Origin of the sequence: Pantoea sp. (assembly GCF_032114055.1) — a bacterium.
GTDB lineage: Bacteria > Pseudomonadota > Gammaproteobacteria > Enterobacterales > Enterobacteriaceae > Pantoea.
Genome location: NZ_DAMCTB010000011.1, coordinates 53,342 through 71,412 on the forward strand (window position 1 = coordinate 53,342; position 18,071 = coordinate 71,412).

Below are 18,071 nucleotides of genomic sequence, written 5' to 3' on the forward strand. Positions count from 1 at the left end.
GGGAACAGTGATAGGGATGACGATTAATAAACAAAAAATCCTGCTGCTGGATAACGGCAGAGAGTGGGGCGGCGGCACCAACAGTATGCTGGAGCTGCTGAAACGTATCGATCGTCAGAAGTTTGATATCACCTGCTGTTTTTATCATAACTACAGCCGTGGCAACGATGAAACCATTGAGTCTGCTCTCAATGCCCTGGCTATTCCGGTCTTTTTCATTCCGCAAATCAGACAGCCCCGCTGGGCAAAATTTGTTAAAGAAGCCGCGCGCGCCCTGCTGTTTTTCAATAAAAAAGTCAAAAAGCGCGCTATTGATGAGATCGACACGCGCTGGCGGATTATCCCCAATGCCAGCAAAATTCATTCATTGCTGCAGCTGGGAAAGTTTGACACGCTCTACATGAATAATCAGCCCAGTACCAATATCGAGGGTTATCTGGCGGCGCGCAGTCTGGATGTCGCGGTGGTGCAGCACTGCCGCATCGATCCGGTACTGGAGCCGCGACTGGTCAGCCTGGTGAATCAGCGTTGTCAGGCGGTGATCGCCGTTTCTCAGGGCGTCAGTAAGACACTGCGCAGCCACGGTATTGATGCAGAACGCTGTTTTACCGTCAGTAACGCTATCGATATCCACCAGCCGCTACCTGACCGTCCTGAGGTACGCCAGCGCTTAAAACTGTCACCGTCAACGTTTGTCTTTGGCTCCATCGGCTCCCTGATACTGCGCAAATCTAACCACCACATTCTGCAGGCGCTGGGCCGTTTTAAACGCGCCAATCCTCAGGCCGACTGGAAAATGGTGATTGTTGGCGCAGGTCCGGAACTGCAGCACCTGCTGCAACTGGCGACTGCCGAGAATATTCAGCATCACGTGGTCTTTACGGGCTTCCAGAACAATGCGCTGGATTACCTCACCGCCTTTGATACCTTTATTCTTGCCTCTCGCAGCGAAGGCTTACCCCGGGTGGTGCTGGAAGCGATGCTGGTGAACACCGCCGTCGTCGGCTCACGCGTCGTTGGCACTGCCGAATTGATCAGTCATGACGAAACCGGGTTGCTGTTTGATTATGGCAACGTGGTGCAGCTGACTCAGCAGCTTACCGCGCTGTGGCAGGATGCGGATTTGCGTCAACGCCTGATCAATGCGGCAGCGAAACGCGTCCGTGAACAGTACGCCATTGAAACCTATATCAGCGGTGTCGAGAATATCTTACAGAGCGTCTCCAGAAAGAAACCTCATGCTTAACTTTTTAAATCCCCGTTATCGCCACATCAGAGCGCGCCATAACCTGCCCTACCCGAATCAGGAAGTACAGGGGACGGTGCCGGTCACCTCTGTCGTCATTCCCTGTACCGGCGCGGACTATATCGAAGAGGCGCTGCTCAGCGCCGATTTTGCAGCGCGCTTTGCCACACAGGCAAACGAGATTGTGATTGTCAGCGATCAGCCCGCCCACGCCTTTGGCAGCCTGCCGGCGAAAACCCGTGTGGTGACGCTGGATGTTCCGCACCGGGAAGCCTCCTATCGCTACAAACAGATCTACCGCAGCCGGTTAATTAAGCTGCAGGCTCCTCTGCAGGCAGTAGGCGACGGCATTCTGATGATCGATTCCGACCTTAATCTGCTTAAGATGCCAGAGATCATGATGAAGCCGGGTCATCTCTACTCCAGCTTCCGGCAGGGAAAAATGATTGCCAAGCTGGCTGAAGCACCGGCAGAGGCGATCCCGGCTTACTACCCGCACAGCGTCCGGCCTTATCTGGTCGATCATGTTAACGGCGCTTACCTGGCGGCCACCCGCGAAGTCTGGCAGCGCATTTCACCGCTGTGGCTGACGCTGTTTAATGACACCTGGAATCTGATGAACGATAGCCAGCCGCCAACCGACCAGCTGCCGCTTGCGGTATTGCTGGACATGCTGGATATCAAAACCGTCAACCTGGGCGAGTGGGCTAACTGGCCGGTTTCGAAAAAAATTGGCGGCCAGTCGGCGGTCATCCCGCCCGACGTGGTGGGCGCGCATGGCGGCTTCCCGCTGTCAGAGTGGCAGAAATACCTTGCTGATCCGCAACAGCCGCTGCACTTCAAAGGTCAGGATTACACGCGCAAAGTGCGTTACCTGACCGACGAAGAGAAGAAGCAGCGCTGAGCAGGCGGCCGCCCCGGTGGCCGCTGCGTTAGTCCCAGTTCAGTATCACTTTTCCTGAGCGCCCTGAACGCATCTCATCAAAGCCCTGCTGGAAATCGTCAATTCCGTAACGATGGGTAATGACTGGCGTTAAATCGAGACCGGACTGGATTAGCGCCGCCATTTTGTACCAGGTTTCAAACATTTCCCGGCCATAAATCCCTTTGATAAAGAGCCCCTTGAAGATCACCTGATTCCAGTCGATCGCCATTTCACCCGGTGGGATGCCGAGCAGGGCAATCCGTCCACCGTGATTCATCACCGCCAGCAGTGCACGGAAAGCAGGCGGCGCGCCAGACATCTCCAGCCCGACATCAAAGCCTTCGGTCATGCCCAGCGCGTGCATCACATCACGCAGATCTTCATGCGCCACATTGACCGCGCGGGTGACCCCCATCTTTCGCGCCAGCTCCAGACGGTATTCGTTGATATCCGTGATCACCACGTTGCGTGCGCCAACGTGGCGACAGATGGCGGCAGCCATGATCCCAATCGGGCCCGCACCGGATATCAGCACATCCTCACCGACCAGGTCGAAGGAGAGCGCCGTATGTACCGCGTTGCCGAACGGATCGAAAATGGCCGCCAGCTCGTCGGAAATGTTGTCAGGAATTTTAAATGCGTTAAACGCCGGGATAACCAGATATTCCGCAAAGCAGCCCTGGCGATTTACGCCGACTCCGACGCTGTTCCGGCAGAGATGCGTGCGTCCGGCACGGCAGTTGCGGCAATGTCCGCAGGTGATGTGCCCCTCGCCCGACACCCGATCGCCAACAGTGAAGCCCTTTACCTCCTGCCCGATAGCGACCACCTCACCCACATATTCATGACCGACGATCATCGGCACCGGAATGGTTTTACGCGACCAGTCATCCCAGTTGTAGATATGTACATCGGTTCCGCAGATGGCGGTCTTACGGATCTTAATCAGCAGATCGTTGTGCCCTGGCTCAGGCACCGGCGCATCGTTCACCATCCAGATGCCCGCTTCCTTCTTCAGTTTGGCGAGTGCTTTCATAACCGACTCCTCAGGCGATGACGCCCAGTTGTTTGCCGATGCGGGTAAAGGCCGCTACCGCACGCTCCAGCTGCTGCTGAGTGTGCGCCGCAGAGATTTGGGTGCGAATGCGTGCCTGACCCTTCGGCACCACCGGATAGAAGAACCCGGTCACGTAGATACCCTCCTGTTGCAGCAGGCGGGCAAACTCCTGGGCGACACGGGCCTCTCCCAGCATCACCGGGATAATCGCGTGATCGGCCCCGGCCAGGGTAAAGCCTGCTGCCGTCATCTGCTCGCGAAAGAAGCGCGCGTTGTCCCACAGGCGCTGACGCAGCCCGTCGCCGTCGCTGAGCAGATCCAGCACCCGCAGCGAGGCGGCAACAATGGCGGGTGCCAGCGAATTGGAGAACAGATAGGGACGGGAGCGCTGGCGCAGCCACTCCACCACGTCGGCTTTCCCGGCCGTATAGCCGCCGGATGCGCCGCCCAGCGCCTTACCCAGCGTGCCGGTGATGATGTCGACCCGGCCCATTACGTCGCAATATTCATGGGTGCCGCGTCCGCCATTCCCGACAAAGCCCACCGCATGAGAGTCATCGACCATGACCAGCGCAGAGAACTCATCAGCCAGATCGCAGATTGCGGGCAGATTAGCGATCACGCCATCCATGGAGAAGACGCCATCGGTAGCAATCAGAATATGGCGCGCGCCATTGTCACGCGCCGTCTGCAGCGCCGTGCGCAGCCCGGTCATATCGTTATTGGCGTAGCGGTAACGCTGCGCTTTGCACAACCGGACACCGTCGATGATAGAGGCATGATTCAGCGCATCAGAGATCACGGCATCCTGCGCATCCAGCAGCGTTTCAAACAGACCGCCGTTGGCGTCGAAACAGGAGGAGTAGAGGATGGCATCTTCCATGCCGAGAAACTCTGCCAGCCGCTTCTCCAGCTGCTTATGACTGTCCTGCGTGCCGCAGATAAAGCGCACTGATGCCATGCCAAAACCGTGCGAATCCATCCCCTCTTTCGCCGCCTGAATCAGCGCCGGATGGTTGGCCAGCCCTAAATAGTTATTAGCGCAGAAGTTAATCACTGCCGGGTCGCCGCCTACCGCGATCGCCGTCTGCTGGGCGGAGGTGATGATCCGCTCCTGCTTAAACAGTCCTTCCTGACGTGTATCATCAAGCTGCTGACGAAGTTGTTGATAAAATTGCGCAGACATCATTGCTCTCCTGAGATGGCAAAAATCTGGCATATCTTACTGAACAGGCCGCATCTTCACGACAAAACGCCCAACAGAATGTCATTTTTGCAGCATAGTTCACGCCGCGAGGAGATCCATACAAAGCGTTACAGAGTCATCTGGCTGCCTGCACTCTGATGAAATGTTATGATGTGAGGTATTGGTGCGTGAAACCTCCTGTTTCACCCTACAACATTGAAGGTAACAACATGATTATCGTAACTGGCGGCGCGGGCATGATTGGCAGCAACATCGTCAAAGCGCTGAACAAACGCGGTCACACCGATATTCTGGTGGTGGATAATCTGAAGGATGGCACCAAGTTTGCCAATTTAGTCGATCTTGATATCGTCGATTACATGGATAAAGAAGAGTTTCTGATCAGCGTAATGGCGGGCGACGATTTAGGCCCGATCGAAGCCGTTTTCCACGAGGGCGCCTGCTCCGCCACCACCGAGTGGGATGGCAAGTACATGATGGAGAACAACTATCAGTACTCCAAAGAGCTGCTGCACTTCTGCCTTGAGCGCGAGATCCCTTTCCTCTACGCCTCTTCTGCGGCGACCTACGGCGGACGCAACGACCATTTCATCGAAGCGCGTCAGTATGAGCAGCCGCTGAATGTTTACGGCTACTCCAAAATGCTGTTCGACCACTATGTCCGTCAGATGCTGCCGGAAGCGAATTCGCCGGTGTGCGGCTTCCGCTATTTCAACGTCTATGGTCCGCGCGAAGGCCATAAAGGCAGCATGGCAAGCGTGGCTTTCCATCTGAACACCCAGATCAGCAACGGTGAAAATCCAAAACTGTTCGAAGGCAGCGATGGCTTTAAGCGCGACTTTATCCATGTCGATGATGTGGCCGAAGTGAATCTGTGGTGCTGGGAAAATAGTATCTCCGGCATCTATAACTGTGGCACAGGCCGCGCCGAGTCCTTCCAGGAAGTGGCTGACGCCGTGCTGAATTTCCATCAGAAAGGTCAGATCGAGTACATCCCGTTCCCGGAAAAACTCAAAGGCCGTTATCAGGCCTATACCCAGGCCGATCTCACAAAATTGCGTGCTGCCGGCTATGACAAACCCTTTAAAACGGTGGCGCAGGGCGTCGCTGAATATATGGTCTGGCTGAATCGCAACGCATAAAGGAAGCTGCTCCGGCGATGAAAATTCTGGTAATCGGCCCGTCGTGGGTCGGCGATATGATGATGTCGCAAAGTCTCTATCGCACCCTCAAAGCCGAACATCCCGATGCGGTGATCGATGTGATGGCACCGGCCTGGTGCCGTCCGCTACTGTCACGCATGCCGGAGGTCAATCAGGCGCTGGCCATGCCGCTCGGTCATGGCGCGCTGGAAATTGGCGAGCGTCGCCGGCTGGGAAAAATGCTGCGCGCCAGTCATTACGACCGGGCCTATGTGCTGCCTAACTCCTTCAAATCGGCGCTGGTGCCCTTTTTTGCTGGCATCAGACGCCGTGTCGGCTGGCGTGGTGAGATGCGCTACGGCCTGCTGAACGATATACGGGTACTCGACAAGGCAGCTTTTCCGCTGATGGTTGAGCGTTATGTTGCGCTGGGCTACGACACACCCGTTGCCTCGGCGGCCCAGCTGCCACAGCCGCTGCTGTGGCCAAAACTGCAGGTCGGTGAGCAGGAGATGTGTGAAACGGCCGCTCAGTTCCGGCTCGCCGCGACCCGCCCGATCATCGGTTTTTGCCCGGGTGCTGAATTTGGCCCGGCCAAACGCTGGCCGCACTATCACTACGCCGCGCTGGCCCGTCAGCTGATTGCGGAAGGCTTCCAGATCGTGCTGTTTGGCTCAGGCAAAGATCGCCCGACCGGCGAAGAGATTATTGCGGCGCTGCCTGAAGAGGCGCGCAGTCACTGTCGTAATCTGGCGGGTGAAACCCAGCTGGAGCAGGCGGTCATTCTGCTGGCGCGCTGTCGCGCTGTGGTCAGCAATGACTCCGGCCTGATGCACATTGCCGCGGCGCTGGACCGCCCGCTGGTGGCGCTCTATGGACCCAGCAGTCCGGACTTTACGCCGCCGCTGGCGCGTCAGGCGCGCATTATTCGCCTGATCACCGGCTACCACAAAGTGCGCAAAGGTGATGCCGAACAGGGTTACCATCAGAGCCTGATCGATATCCAGCCAGAGCGCGTCCACCAGACGCTGAGCGAGTTGCTCGCGCCTCAGGAGGTGTCATGCACGTCCTGATCGTAAAAACGTCGTCGATGGGCGATGTGCTGCACTCCCTCCCGGCGCTGACCGATGCGATGCATGCCATCCCCGGCATCCGTTTCGACTGGGTGGTGGAAGAGAATTTTGCCCAGATCCCTGGCTGGCATCCGGCGGTCGACAGGGTGCTGCCGGTCGCCATCCGGCGCTGGCGCAAACACTGGTTTGGCAGCCAGCAGCGTGAAGAGCGCGTGCTGTTTAAGCGCGCGTTACAGTCACGGCAGTACGATATCGTGATCGATGCGCAGGGGCTGATTAAAAGTGCCGCGCTGGTGACCCGCTTATCCAAAGGGGTGAAACATGGGCAGGACAGCCGCAGCGCGCGTGAGCCTTTTGCCAGCTGGTGGTATGACGTCCGCCATGAGGTGAGCAAGCGGCAGCACGCGGTAGAGCGGACGCGCGAACTGTTCGCCAAAAGCCTCGGCTATGAAAAGCCGCAGCAGCAGGGCGACTATGCGATCGCCGGGCACTTCCTGCATGATCTGCCCGCCGACGCGCACCATTACCTGGTCTTTCTGCATGCCACGACGCGGGATAATAAGCACTGGCCCGAATCCCACTGGCGCCAGCTGATTGCCCTGATGCAGCCCAGCGGGCTGCGGATAAAACTGCCGTGGGGTGCTGAGCATGAGCATCAGCGTGCGCTGCGCCTGGCAGAAGGGTTCGCGCATGTTGAGGTGTTGCCAAAACTGACGCTGGAGGCGGTCGCCCGACAGCTGGCGGGTGCCCAGGCGGTGGTCTCCGTCGATACCGGTCTGAGCCATCTGACCGCGGCGCTGGATCGCCCAAACCTCACGCTGTATGGCCCGACCGATCCCGGACTGATTGGCGGTTACGGGCAGAATCAGCAGGCTCTGAGCGCCCCGAACCATAATCTGGCGGAGCTGACGGCCGACACGGTCGCAGAGAGGGTGCGGGCCGTTATTACGGAAAATACGCCATGAACTATGTGCTGATCTATCTGTTGTTGCTGCCTTTCCGGGCGCTGATGCGACTGTTTTATCGCCCGACCGGACGCAGCTTAATTATCCAGACGGCGAAGATTGGGGACTTTATCAATATCACCCCGATGCTGCGCGCGCTGGGTCAGTCTGAGCTGCTGATCAGTAAAGCGGTGGAGCCGCTGGTCCGTCATGACGACACGGTCAGCCGCTATTTTCTGATCGAAGAGGCGAAGCGCAGCTTTTTTGCCAAACTGAAGCTGGCGTTCACCCTGATGAACCGCTATGACAACGTCTATCTGGTGCAGCCAAACAGCGTGAACCTGTTTTTTGCCGCGTTATGCAATGCGCCCAACCGGCAGTTTCTACGTACCTATGTGCGCAAATCTTACCATTCGACCTTTTATCGCCGGGCCAGTGGCATTGTCGAACATACGAAAACGGATTTAACGCTCGACAGCTACCTCAAGCTCATCAACCGCGACTATCGCCATACCGATTTCCCCAAGCATGCGACCTCACCGCTCTGGCAGCCGCCTGCGCCGCCCGCCGCGTTGCTGAACCCGCGCAGCGGTATTAAAATCGGCATCAGCATCTCTGCCGGTAACCGGGCTAAAACCATTCCGGCCACCATCTGGCAGCAGCTGATGGCCTCGCTGTCTGACCTGCCCTGCACCTTCTATGTCTTTGGTCCGCCCGCTGAGCAGCCGTGGCTGGATGAATTACTGAGCCTGACCGGGCCGAAAGAGAATATCGTCAGCCTGATTGGTGAGCTCAGGCTGGAAGCGGTGCCGTGGGCTATCGCACAGATGGATTTCTACATTTCTTCGGACTCTGGCAATGCGTATATCGCCGACGCGCAGCAGGTTCCGGTGATCATGCTTTACGGACCCTGTGAAATCAGAGAACAGCGCCCGGTTAACAATGTGTTGTTTATCGGACCCGATAATATTGCTGCTTCGACGTTCGTTTTTGCCACGCGTTTTAAGTTTGATCAGCCGGCTGAAAAATTATTCGGGCTGGATGCCGATAAACTGGCTAGAATACAAACGTTTATTACTCATAATCTGGAATAGTGAAGCGTAATGGCCATTACCCCTCTTGCTGGTGCCGTACAGCAAAGTCAGCTGCTGGTGAACACGCTTGCTGATATGGATGATAATCCGGTTCATGTTGCGTTTGGCATCAACCATGCCTACGCGCGTGGTCTGGGCATTACGCTGTTTTCACTTCTTTGCCATCATCCCGATACCGCTTTCCACGCCCACATTTTTTCCGATTCACTGCGCGAAGAGGATGTGGAAAAACTGCGCGCGCTGGCGACCGGTCATCGCCTGGCGATTACGCTGCATATCTTCAACAGCGCCTGGGTTGATCAACTGCCTGCGGTGGGACGCTATCCCAAAAGCATTCACTACCGCTTCCTGATCCCGGAAACCGTGGCGCACTATAGCGATCGGGTGATCTATATCGATGCCGACACCCTGGTCGTCGGGGATTACTCTCCCCTGTTCACGCTGGATATCACGGATTACACGCTGGCAGCCTGCAATGACACGCCGCGGGCGCGGCAGAACCAGTGCGCACGGCTGGGGCTGACGCATCATCACTATTTCAACTCCGGCTTTATGCTGATCAATATTCCGCGCTGGCTCGACAGGCAGACCACCACCCGTATCACTGACGTGCTGGTAACGCGGGGAGCCGGGTTTGGTTTCCCCGACCAGGATGCACTGAATATTGTGCTGGAGGAGGAGACGCTGATCCTGCCGGATCGTTATAACCATATCTATGACATCATTGCCAACAAAGTCTGGGACGACTCTGGCGTACCCGACGACACCGTGATGATTCACTACACCGGTAAATGTAAACCCTGGCACGCCTGGGGAGGCAGCGATCTTTCCCGTCTCTACTTCAGTTATTACCAGCGTTCGCCATGGGCTACACAGCCGCTTGATGCACCTAAGCATTACAAAGAGATAAAGCGGTTTGCGCGCATAAAGTGGCATCAGAAACAGTATGCTGAAAGCATGAGCTGGATGATGAAATATGTCAGGCTTAAGTTTTTTCATCCGCGTCAGCCATAACGCCAGCACGGGCAGGCCGCTGGCGTTATGCGCGGTCGGCCTGCGCCACCCGGCTGCTTAAAAAAAACGCATGTAACACCTTCTGAAGGGCGTGCGTGGCTTTTTAATAAAGCAGGCAGGCCCGTCCGTTCTATAATCGCGGCACTCCTGTTTTCATTCTGCTGATCCGGACATGATTTATGACGAAGCAACGCCCTTTCGCAGTGAATACCACGCAGGTGCAGAGAGTGTCATGAGTACTTCTCCTCTGCTGAGTATCATTACCCCGATGTACAACGCGGGCAGCATGTTTGATGCGTTCATGCAGTCACTGCTGGCGCAGACCCTGACCTCGCTGGAAATTATTATCGTCGATGATGGTTCTACCGACGGCTCAGGCGAACGCGCCGACGACTATGCAAAACTGCACTCTCACATTCGTGTGATTCATCAGGAAAATGGTGGGGTATCACGCGCCCGGAATGCCGGACTGGCGATTGCACGCGGGAAATATGTCACCTTCCCGGACGCCGACGACACCCAGCAGCCCGGAATGTATCAGACGCTGGTGACGATGGCAGAAGCGGATAATCTGGATGCGGCGCAGTGCAACGCCGAGTGGTTTTTCAAACACAGCCAGCGGGTAAAGCCGCTGATTCCGCTGGATCGCCTGCGCAGCACGCCAGTGCTGAACGGCGCCGACTGGCTCAATACCGCGCTGAAAACCCACCGCTATATGCATGTGGTCTGGCTGGGCATCTATCGCCGGGCGCTGATTGAGCAGCATCAGTTGCAGTTTGAGCCTGGGCTGCATCATCAGGATATCCCCTGGACCACCGAATTTATGCTGCTGGCCAATCGCGTGCGTTATACCGATGCGGTGCTCTATCGCTACTATATGCATGACGCCTCGATCAGTAACCGCAAACGGACAGGCGCGCGCAACGTGGAATATCAGCGTCACTACCTGAAAATTGCCCGACTGCTGGAAGAGCTTAATACCCGCTATCAGGACCGCGTGAGAATCTACCCGTCGTTTCACTATCAGGTGACCCATGAGGCGCTCAGCGTGTGCCACAGTGTAAGACGGGAGCCCGATGAACAGGCCCGCCAGGCCATCATTGCGGATCTCTTCGCCAGCCGGACGCATCTGCGCATGCTGCGTAATGCCCGGGGCATCAAACAGTGGTATCAGTTACTGTTGTGGCTGGGCAGGCTCTATCGGTGGCGGGCTAAATAACCGCCCAGGCTGGCTTTATCCTAAAAAGCGTTTGCCCTACAATCGGTTCACTGAACTCTGAGAACTCTTGTTTATGGCCAGCCTGACTCCAGCAAACATCTCGCCAAAAAATATCTTACTGATTAAGCTGCGCCATCACGGTGACATGCTGCTCACCACGCCTGCTATCAATGCGCTGCGGGCGCGGTATCCGCAGGCCAGCATCGACGTGCTGCTCTATCAGGAAACGCGTCCGATGCTGGAGGCCCATCCGGCTATCCGCCATTTGCACGTTATCGATCGTAAATGGAAGCAGGAAGGCACCTGGCGCAAGCTGGGCCATGAGCGGGACCTGATCCGCGCCATCCGTAATGCGCAGTATGACCTGGTGATTAATCTGGCCGATCAGTGGCGCGCAGCTCTGATTACCCGCTTCTCCGGGGCGCCCGTTCGCATCGGGTTCGCCTTTAAAAAGCGGGACAATGCCCTGTGGCGAGGGTGTCATAACTGCCTGGTTCCCACGCACAATCACAGCAAACTGCACACCGTTGAGCAGAATATGTCGGCGCTGGCGCCCCTGGGCATCAGCAGCGATGGCGCACGCGTGTCGATGCACTACAGCGACGCAGACCGGCAGATCGTGCAGGCCCGCCTGGCGGAGCATCGGGTAACCGGCTCCTATATCGTGGTGCAGCCGACCTCTCGCTGGGGCTTTAAATGCTGGGAAGAGGAGAGCGTGGCCGCCACGATCGAACAACTGGCGCAGCCAGGCCGGAAGGTCGTGCTGACCGCCGGACCGGATAAGCAGGAGCTGGCCATGATTAACCGCATCCGGGCCCTCTGTGCGTCGCCGGATGTGGTGTCACTGGCGGGTCAGTTCACGCTGCCGCAGCTGGCCGCGCTGATTGAGCACGCCCGGCTGTTTATTGGTGTCGACTCCGCCCCGATGCACATGGCCGCCGCGCTGAAGACGCCCTGTATTGCGCTGTTTGGTCCGACCAAACTGCAGCACTGGCGGCCCTGGGGTGACAACAACCATGTCATCTGGGCGGGCGATTATGGCCCGCTGCCCTCACCCGATTCTATCGACACCCGCACTGACCAGCGCTATCTGTCGGCAATCCCAATAGAGGATGTGGTCGCGGCCGCGAGGAGTTACCTGAATGAGTAAGTTACGGCTGGCGATCGTCCGGCAGAAATACCGGCCGGATGGCGGAGCCGAGCGGTTTATCTCACGCGCCCTGGAGGCGCTGGGTAGCGAACAGCTCGACCTCAACATCATTACCCGCAGCTGGCAGGGCACACCCAACCCCGACTGGCATCTGCATATCTGTAATCCTGCAAAGCTGGGCCGCATCTCGCGTGAGCGCGGTTTTGCCCGCGCCGCCCGCGCCTGCTGGGAGCGGGAGCAGTTCGATATTGTGCAAAGCCATGAGCGCATTGCTGGCTGTGACATTTTCCGCGCAGGGGATGGCGTTCATCGCGTCTGGCTGGAACAGCGCGCCCGCATCGTCTCGCCCTGGCAACGGCTGAGTGCAGTTCTCAGTCCTTACCACCGCTACGTTCTGCAGGCGGAAGCAGAGATGTTTAACTCGCCGACGCTGAAAGCGGTGATCTGCAATTCAGAAATGGTGAAGCGCGATATCCTGCGCTGTTTCTCGCTTGATGCCAGCAGGATCCATGTGATTCACAACGCCATCGACGCCAGCCGTTTCCAGCCCGCCACAGACGCAGCGCGTCATACGATTCGCCAGCAGCTGACGCTGCCCGCTGACGCCACCGTACTGATTTATGTCGGCTCCGGCTTTGAACGTAAAGGGCTAAAAGCGGCGATTCAGGCGCTGGCCGCCAGCGATCGCTATCTGATCGTGGTGGGTCAGGATAAGCAACTGTCACGCTATCAGCAGCTGGCCAGGCAACTCAACTGCCTGGATCGCCTGCGCTTTGTTGGCGTCCAGCAGGATGTACAGCCGTTTTATCACGCGGCGGATGGCCTGCTGCTGCCGACGCTCTACGATCCCTTCCCGAATGTGGTGCTGGAGGCGATGGCCTGCGGCTTACCGGTGATTACCAGCACCGGCTGCGGTGGCGCCGAATTTATCACCGCAGGTCAGGAAGGATTTGTCTGTGATGCTTTGGATATCAACGGGTTAAATCAGGCGGTGAACGCCATACCTGCACTTTCCCGCGATTCCCGAATGGGCGACGCCGCGCGGCGGAAAATTGAACCTTACGGCCCGTCGCGACTGGCGCAGGCGCTGACGTCGCTTTATCAGCAGGTACTGGGCAGCAACTGACAATCCGGGATGAGTGCATGCGGGGTTTCTGGTAACATGCCGCCATTCGATTTCAATCTTTTTTAAGACGCGAACCTGCTGTAACGGTAACTATGACGACCATTTACACCGCACTGCTCTACTTCATTCAGCCACTGATCTGGCTGCGCCTGTGGTTGCGCGGTCGTAAAGCGCCCGCCTATCGCAAACGCTGGGCAGAACGTTATGGCTACTGTGCCGGCAAAGTCGCGCCAGACGGCATTGTACTGCACTCGGTTTCTGTGGGCGAAACCCTGGCCGCGATTCCGCTGGTGCGCGCGCTGCGTCATCGTTATCCGACCCTGCCGATTACCGTCACCACCATGACACCGACCGGCTCGGAACGGGCACAATCTGCCTTTGGCAAAGATGTTCATCATGTCTATCTGCCCTACGATCTGCCGGGATCGATCAATCGTTTTCTGGATACGGTCAACCCCAGGCTGGTGATCATCATGGAAACCGAGCTGTGGCCGAACATTATCCGCATTCTGCACCAGCGTAATATTCCGCTGGTGATCGCCAATGCCCGCCTCTCCGCCCGGTCGGCCAAAGGCTATCGCAAACTCGGTAAATTTATGCGCCAGCTGCTGCAGAGCATCACGCTGATCGCCGCACAGAACGCGGAAGATGGGGACCGCTTCCTGGGGCTGGGGCTGAAACGTTCACAACTGGCGATTACCGGCAGCCTGAAGTTTGATATTTCCGTCACGCCAGAGCTGGCCGCACGCGCCGTGACGCTGCGCCGCCAGTGGGCACCGCGTCGTCCGGTCTGGATTGCCACCAGCACACATGAGGGCGAAGAGGCTATCGTGCTGGATGCGCATCGCCGCCTGCTGCAGACGTTCCCGGACTTGCTGCTGATTCTGGTTCCCCGCCATCCCGAGCGCTTTAACGATGCCCGCGAGCTGACGCAGGAACGCGGTTTCAGCTTTACCCTGCGCAGCAGCGGTGAGATCCCGTCAGGCGCTACCCAGGTGGTTATCGGCGACTCGATGGGTGAACTGATGCTGCTTTACGGCATTGCGGATCTGGCTTTTGTCGGCGGCAGCCTGGTGGAACGAGGCGGCCATAATCCGCTGGAACCGGCCGCGCATGCGCTTCCGGTGCTGATGGGCCCGCACATCTGGAACTTCAAAGATATCTGCGGCAAGCTGCAGGAAGGTCAGGGGCTGATCACCGTCACCGACGTGGTATCACTGGAAAAAGAGGTCACCAATCTGTTGCAGGATGATGATTACCGCCGCTATTACGGCCGTCACGCGGTAGAGGTGCTGCATCAGAATCAGGGCGCTCTGCAGCGCCTGCTACAGTTACTCGAACCCCATCTGCCACCGCGAGCCCACTAATGTCCGTACGCCAGCGTCTTTCCGTGGTGATGATCACCAAAAACGAAGCCGGGCTGCTGCCTGAGTGCCTGGCCTCCGTCAGCTGGGCCGATGAAGTTATCGTGCTGGACTCCGGCAGTGATGACGACACTGCTGACATCGCGACCCGGGCAGGCGCGCAGGTCTATCGGAACGATGACTGGCAGGGCTACGGCATCCAGCGCCAGCGCGCGCAGCACTACGCCACCGGCGATATGATTCTGATGATCGATGCGGATGAACGTGTCTCACCGGCACTGCGCGCCGCGATTGAGCAGGTGCTGATTGCGCCGCCCAGCCGGACGATCTACAGCCTGGGCCGCAGCAATCTGTTTCTCGGTCGCTTTATGCGGCACAGCGGCTGGTATCCTGACCGTGTGATGCGGCTCTATCCGCGTACCTTCCGCTACAATGACAATCTGGTGCATGAATCGTTGCAGAGCGAAGGCGCGCCGGTCGTGGCGTTGCCCGGTGACCTGCAGCATCTGACCTGCCGCGATTTAATCGCTTTCCAGCGCAAGCAGCTGGCCTATGCCGAAGCCTGGGCAACGGAACGCCATCAGCGCGGTAAAAGATGCAGCCTCGTTTCCGTGTTCAGTCATACGCTGGGTGCCTTCGTGAAAACGCTGGTGCTGCGTGCGGGTTTCCTCGACGGAAAACAGGGCTGGATTCTGGCGGTGGTCAACGCACAGTATACCTTCAATAAATATTCAGCCCTCTGGGCGCTGAATCACGCTTCGGCAAAAGGGCGAGTATGACCACAAAAGCCATCTATCCCGGCACCTTTGATCCCGTTACGCTCGGGCATCTTGATATCGTGACGCGCGCTGCGCTGATGTTTGATCAGGTGATCCTGGCCATTGCTGCCAGTCCCGGTAAAAAACCGATGTTCAGCCTGGATGAGCGCGTGGCGCTGGCCAGCGAGGTCATGCACCATCTGCCTAACGTTAAGGTGGTCGGGTTCAGCGATCTGATGGCGAATTTTGCTCGTGAGCAGCAGGCAAATGTGCTGGTACGGGGGCTGCGTGCGGTGTCCGACTTCGAATACGAAATGCAGCTGGCGCAGATGAATCGTCATCTGCTGCCGACGCTGGAGAGTGTTTTCCTGATGCCGTCCGAAGGTTTCTCGTTTGTCTCATCGTCGCTGGTCAAAGAGGTGGCACGTCACGGCGGCGATGTCACCGCCTTCCTGCCCGCCTGCGTCCATCAGGCCTTGCTGGCTAAACTGGCTTAGTGCTGACAGCGGGGGCACCAGTAGGTGCTGCGCTGTCCATGTCTGCCGCTGATAATCGGCGTGCCACAGACGCGGCAGGGTTCACCGGCCCGATCATAGACCTGCAGCTGCTGCGCAAAATAGCCCGGCTTGCCATCGCTCTGTAAGAAGTCACGCAGCGTGGTGCCGCCCTGTTCGATAGAGCGTAACAGCACCGCTTTAATGGTGTTGACCAGCAGCTCTGCTTCAGCCTGCGACAGGCTGCCGGCGGCACGATCGGGAAGGATCCCGGCGGTAAACAGCGACTCGCTGGCGTAAATGTTACCCACGCCCACCACCACTTTATTGTCCATCAGCCACGGCTTGATCAGCGTGCGCTTGCCGCGTGACTTCTCAAACAGGTAATCCCCGTCAAACTGGCTGCTCAGCGGCTCAGGGCCAAGATGTGCCAGCACGCTACTGCCCGCCAGATCGCTGCTCCAGAGCCAGGCCCCGAAGCGGCGAGGATCGGTGTAGCGCAGCACTTTGCCGTTGCTCATAACCAGATCGACATGGTCATGCTTTGCGGCAGGCAGCTCTTCAGACAGCACGCGCAGGCTGCCTGACATGCCTAGATGGATGATGATCCAGCCATGTGGCAGCTCCAGCAGCAGATATTTTGCGCGGCGCTGCACGCTGAGCACTGGCTGGTCGCTCAGCGCCAGGATCTCCTGCGAAACAGGCCAGCGCAGACGTGAATTACGCACCACGGCGTGAAGGATAGTTTCACCGACCAAATGCGGCTCAATACCGCGGCGGCTGGTTTCAACCTCTGGCAACTCTGGCATATCCTCTCCTCAGCGTTTTATACAAACAAAAAACCCGGCCGGAGCCGGGTTTTTAGCAGAACACTAAAATTACTTAATTTTAGCTTCTTTGTAGATCACATGCTGACGTACAACCGGATCGAACTTTTTCAGTTCCAGCTTCTCTGGTTTAGTACGCTTGTTCTTCGTGGTGGTATAGAAGTGACCTGTACCAGCAGAGGAAACCAGCTTGATCTTCTCACGAATACCTTTAGCCATGATTCAGTTCCTTAGTACTTCTCACCACGGGCACGCATGTCGGCTAATACCGTATCAATGCCCTTTTTATCAATAATACGCATACCTTTAACAGATACACGCAGACTAACGAAGCGCTTCTCGCTCTCAACCCAAAAACGGTGTGAGTGCAGGTTCGGAAGGAAACGGCGTTTCGTCGCGTTCATTGCGTGGGAACGGTTGTTACCGGTCACCGGACGCTTTCCAGTTACCTGGCAGACTCGTGACATGTCTATTCTCCAAAAATCAAATCAGCTCGAGCTTTAAAAATTAGGTTTTGGCCGCCTCGTCAGGCTTGCAGCCCGCCAGGCGAGTTCCATGGAACCCGCTAAGCTGGCCTAACCGCCAAACCCGAGATTCTCAAAGGTGGCGTAGTATACGCCGCTCAGCCCAAGTGCTCAAGTCCCGAACAGATAAAGATCCCGAATGATCGGGCAAAAAGCCGCCACCTGGCGCGAAATTTCCCGCTATCAGAGCCATCCGCGCTCGGCGAAAGAGACATATTCGCCATGACCTATCACCAGATGATCCAGCAGACGGATATCGAAAAGCTGGCAGGCCTCACTGACTTTGTGGGTAACTTCACGGTCTGCCCGGCTCGGTTCAGCCACACCCGACGGATGATTATGCGCCAGGATCAGGGCGGCGGCGTTGAGCTTCAGCGCTTCCCGGACGATCTCGCGCGGGTGAACCTCAACGCTGTTGATGGAGCCTGAAAACATATTCTGTGCCCGCAGCACCCGGTGCTGATTATCCAGAAACAGCACCATAAAGATCTCGCGCTCCTGATCGGCTAACAAACTTTGCAGGTACTGGCGCGTAATCTGCGGATTTTCCATCACGCTTTCGCGGGCCAGTTTACTGGCGAAGAAACGCTTCGCCAGTTCGGCTATCGCATGCAGCTGCGCCAGCTTGGCATCGCCGACGCCTTTGATGCCGCTGAAGGCCGGTTTGCCTGAAGTCATAAGCTGATAAAGCGAGCCAAATTCCTGCAACATCTGGTCAGCCAGCGCAATGACGTTCTGCCCTGGCGACCCGGTACGGAGAAAAATAGCCAGAAGTTCGGTATCGCTGAGCGCATGCGCGCCCAGCTGCTGAAGTTTTTCCCGTGGTCCGCTTATTTTCATATCTGCTCTCCCTGAGATGCGCATCAGTATGGCCAGGCCGGATACGGGCCGCTATGCGTGGAGACAC

19 protein-coding genes are annotated in these 18,071 nt (G+C 57.3%); 13 read left to right on the forward strand and 6 right to left on the reverse strand.

All coding sequences use genetic code 11. The features are described from left to right. Nucleotides 1–16 precede the first annotated feature (16 nt). A complete protein-coding gene (locus RT657_RS16610) occupies nt 17–1,246 on the forward strand; it encodes a glycosyltransferase (protein ID WP_313655785.1) in 1,230 nt (409 codons plus the stop codon). After that, entirely contained in the window at nt 1,239–2,150 is a 912-nt protein-coding gene (locus RT657_RS16615; RefSeq protein WP_313655787.1) for a hypothetical protein, read from the forward strand. The genes RT657_RS16610 and RT657_RS16615 overlap by 8 nt, the downstream gene beginning before the upstream one ends. A 28-nt stretch (nt 2,151–2,178) precedes the next feature. Here the strand turns inward: RT657_RS16615 and tdh are convergent, their stop codons facing one another. After that, the gene (gene tdh, locus RT657_RS16620) at nt 2,179–3,207 is read right to left on the reverse strand and encodes an L-threonine 3-dehydrogenase (RefSeq protein WP_313655788.1); all 1,029 of its coding nucleotides are present in this window, start codon (nt 3,205–3,207) and stop codon (nt 2,179–2,181) included. A 10-nt stretch (nt 3,208–3,217) separates the two neighbouring features. Continuing rightward, nucleotides 3,218–4,414 carry a glycine C-acetyltransferase gene (locus RT657_RS16625; protein WP_313655790.1) on the reverse strand — a complete coding sequence of 399 codons (1,197 nt, stop codon included), beginning with the start codon at nt 4,412–4,414 and terminating at the stop codon, nt 3,218–3,220. A gap of 230 nt (nt 4,415–4,644) precedes the next feature. On the opposite strand from RT657_RS16625, the gene rfaD reads away from it, so the two are divergent. The 11 genes from rfaD (at nt 4,645) to coaD (ending at nt 15,816) form a co-directional block, all read left to right on the forward strand. Then, the gene (rfaD, locus tag RT657_RS16630; RefSeq protein WP_313655792.1) at nt 4,645–5,577 is read left to right on the forward strand and encodes an ADP-glyceromanno-heptose 6-epimerase; all 933 of its coding nucleotides are present in this window, start codon (nt 4,645–4,647) and stop codon (nt 5,575–5,577) included. Between the two features lie 17 nt (nt 5,578–5,594). Further along, complete coding sequence (rfaF, locus tag RT657_RS16635; RefSeq protein ID WP_313655794.1) at nt 5,595–6,650, forward strand: ADP-heptose--LPS heptosyltransferase RfaF; 1,056 nt, start codon at nt 5,595–5,597, stop codon at nt 6,648–6,650. Then, nucleotides 6,638–7,615: a lipopolysaccharide heptosyltransferase RfaC gene (gene rfaC / locus RT657_RS16640; RefSeq protein WP_313655795.1), complete on the forward strand. Its 978-nt coding sequence runs from the start codon at nt 6,638–6,640 to the stop codon at nt 7,613–7,615. Before rfaF ends, rfaC begins: the two co-directional genes overlap by 13 nt. After that, a complete protein-coding gene (locus tag RT657_RS16645; RefSeq protein ID WP_313655796.1) occupies nt 7,612–8,688 on the forward strand; it encodes a glycosyltransferase family 9 protein in 1,077 nt (358 codons plus the stop codon). Before rfaC ends, RT657_RS16645 begins: the two co-directional genes overlap by 4 nt. 9 nt (nt 8,689–8,697) lie before the next feature. Further along, nucleotides 8,698–9,702, forward strand: coding sequence for a glycosyltransferase family 8 protein (locus RT657_RS16650; RefSeq protein WP_313655797.1), 1,005 nt, complete (start codon nt 8,698–8,700; stop codon nt 9,700–9,702). A 232-nt stretch (nt 9,703–9,934) separates the two neighbouring features. After that, nucleotides 9,935–10,921, forward strand: a complete 987-nt coding sequence (locus RT657_RS16655; RefSeq protein WP_313655798.1) for a glycosyltransferase — start codon at nt 9,935–9,937, stop codon at nt 10,919–10,921. Between the two features lie 73 nt (nt 10,922–10,994). Then, nucleotides 10,995–12,071 (forward strand): putative lipopolysaccharide heptosyltransferase III, encoded by a 1,077-nt coding sequence (gene rfaQ, locus RT657_RS16660; RefSeq protein ID WP_313655800.1) that lies wholly within the window; start codon nt 10,995–10,997, stop codon nt 12,069–12,071. Next, complete coding sequence (locus RT657_RS16665; protein ID WP_313655801.1) at nt 12,064–13,197, forward strand: glycosyltransferase family 4 protein; 1,134 nt, start codon at nt 12,064–12,066, stop codon at nt 13,195–13,197. Before rfaQ ends, RT657_RS16665 begins: the two co-directional genes overlap by 8 nt. Before the next feature lie 92 nt (nt 13,198–13,289). Then, nucleotides 13,290–14,564: a lipid IV(A) 3-deoxy-D-manno-octulosonic acid transferase gene (waaA, locus tag RT657_RS16670; RefSeq protein WP_313655802.1), complete on the forward strand. Its 1,275-nt coding sequence runs from the start codon at nt 13,290–13,292 to the stop codon at nt 14,562–14,564. Next, nucleotides 14,564–15,340, forward strand: a complete 777-nt coding sequence (locus RT657_RS16675) for a glycosyltransferase family 2 protein (protein ID WP_313655803.1) — start codon at nt 14,564–14,566, stop codon at nt 15,338–15,340. Before waaA ends, RT657_RS16675 begins: the two co-directional genes overlap by 1 nt. Then, entirely contained in the window at nt 15,337–15,816 is a 480-nt protein-coding gene (gene coaD / locus RT657_RS16680; protein WP_313655804.1) for a pantetheine-phosphate adenylyltransferase, read from the forward strand. Before RT657_RS16675 ends, coaD begins: the two co-directional genes overlap by 4 nt. Here the strand turns inward: coaD and mutM are convergent. From mutM to radC, 4 genes are all read right to left on the reverse strand, one after another. Next, the gene (mutM, locus tag RT657_RS16685) at nt 15,813–16,622 is read right to left on the reverse strand and encodes a bifunctional DNA-formamidopyrimidine glycosylase/DNA-(apurinic or apyrimidinic site) lyase (RefSeq protein WP_128084461.1); all 810 of its coding nucleotides are present in this window, start codon (nt 16,620–16,622) and stop codon (nt 15,813–15,815) included. The genes coaD and mutM overlap by 4 nt on opposite strands. Nucleotides 16,623–16,691: 69 nt before the next feature. Continuing rightward, entirely contained in the window at nt 16,692–16,859 is a 168-nt protein-coding gene (rpmG, locus tag RT657_RS16690; protein WP_001051798.1) for a 50S ribosomal protein L33, read from the reverse strand. 11 nt (nt 16,860–16,870) lie between these two features. Further along, nucleotides 16,871–17,107: a 50S ribosomal protein L28 gene (gene rpmB / locus RT657_RS16695; protein ID WP_111141478.1), complete on the reverse strand. Its 237-nt coding sequence runs from the start codon at nt 17,105–17,107 to the stop codon at nt 16,871–16,873. Nucleotides 17,108–17,347: 240 nt separating this feature from the next. Next, nucleotides 17,348–18,004 carry a RadC family protein gene (gene radC / locus RT657_RS16700; RefSeq protein WP_313655805.1) on the reverse strand — a complete coding sequence of 219 codons (657 nt, stop codon included), beginning with the start codon at nt 18,002–18,004 and terminating at the stop codon, nt 17,348–17,350. Nucleotides 18,005–18,071: the final 67 nt, after the last annotated feature.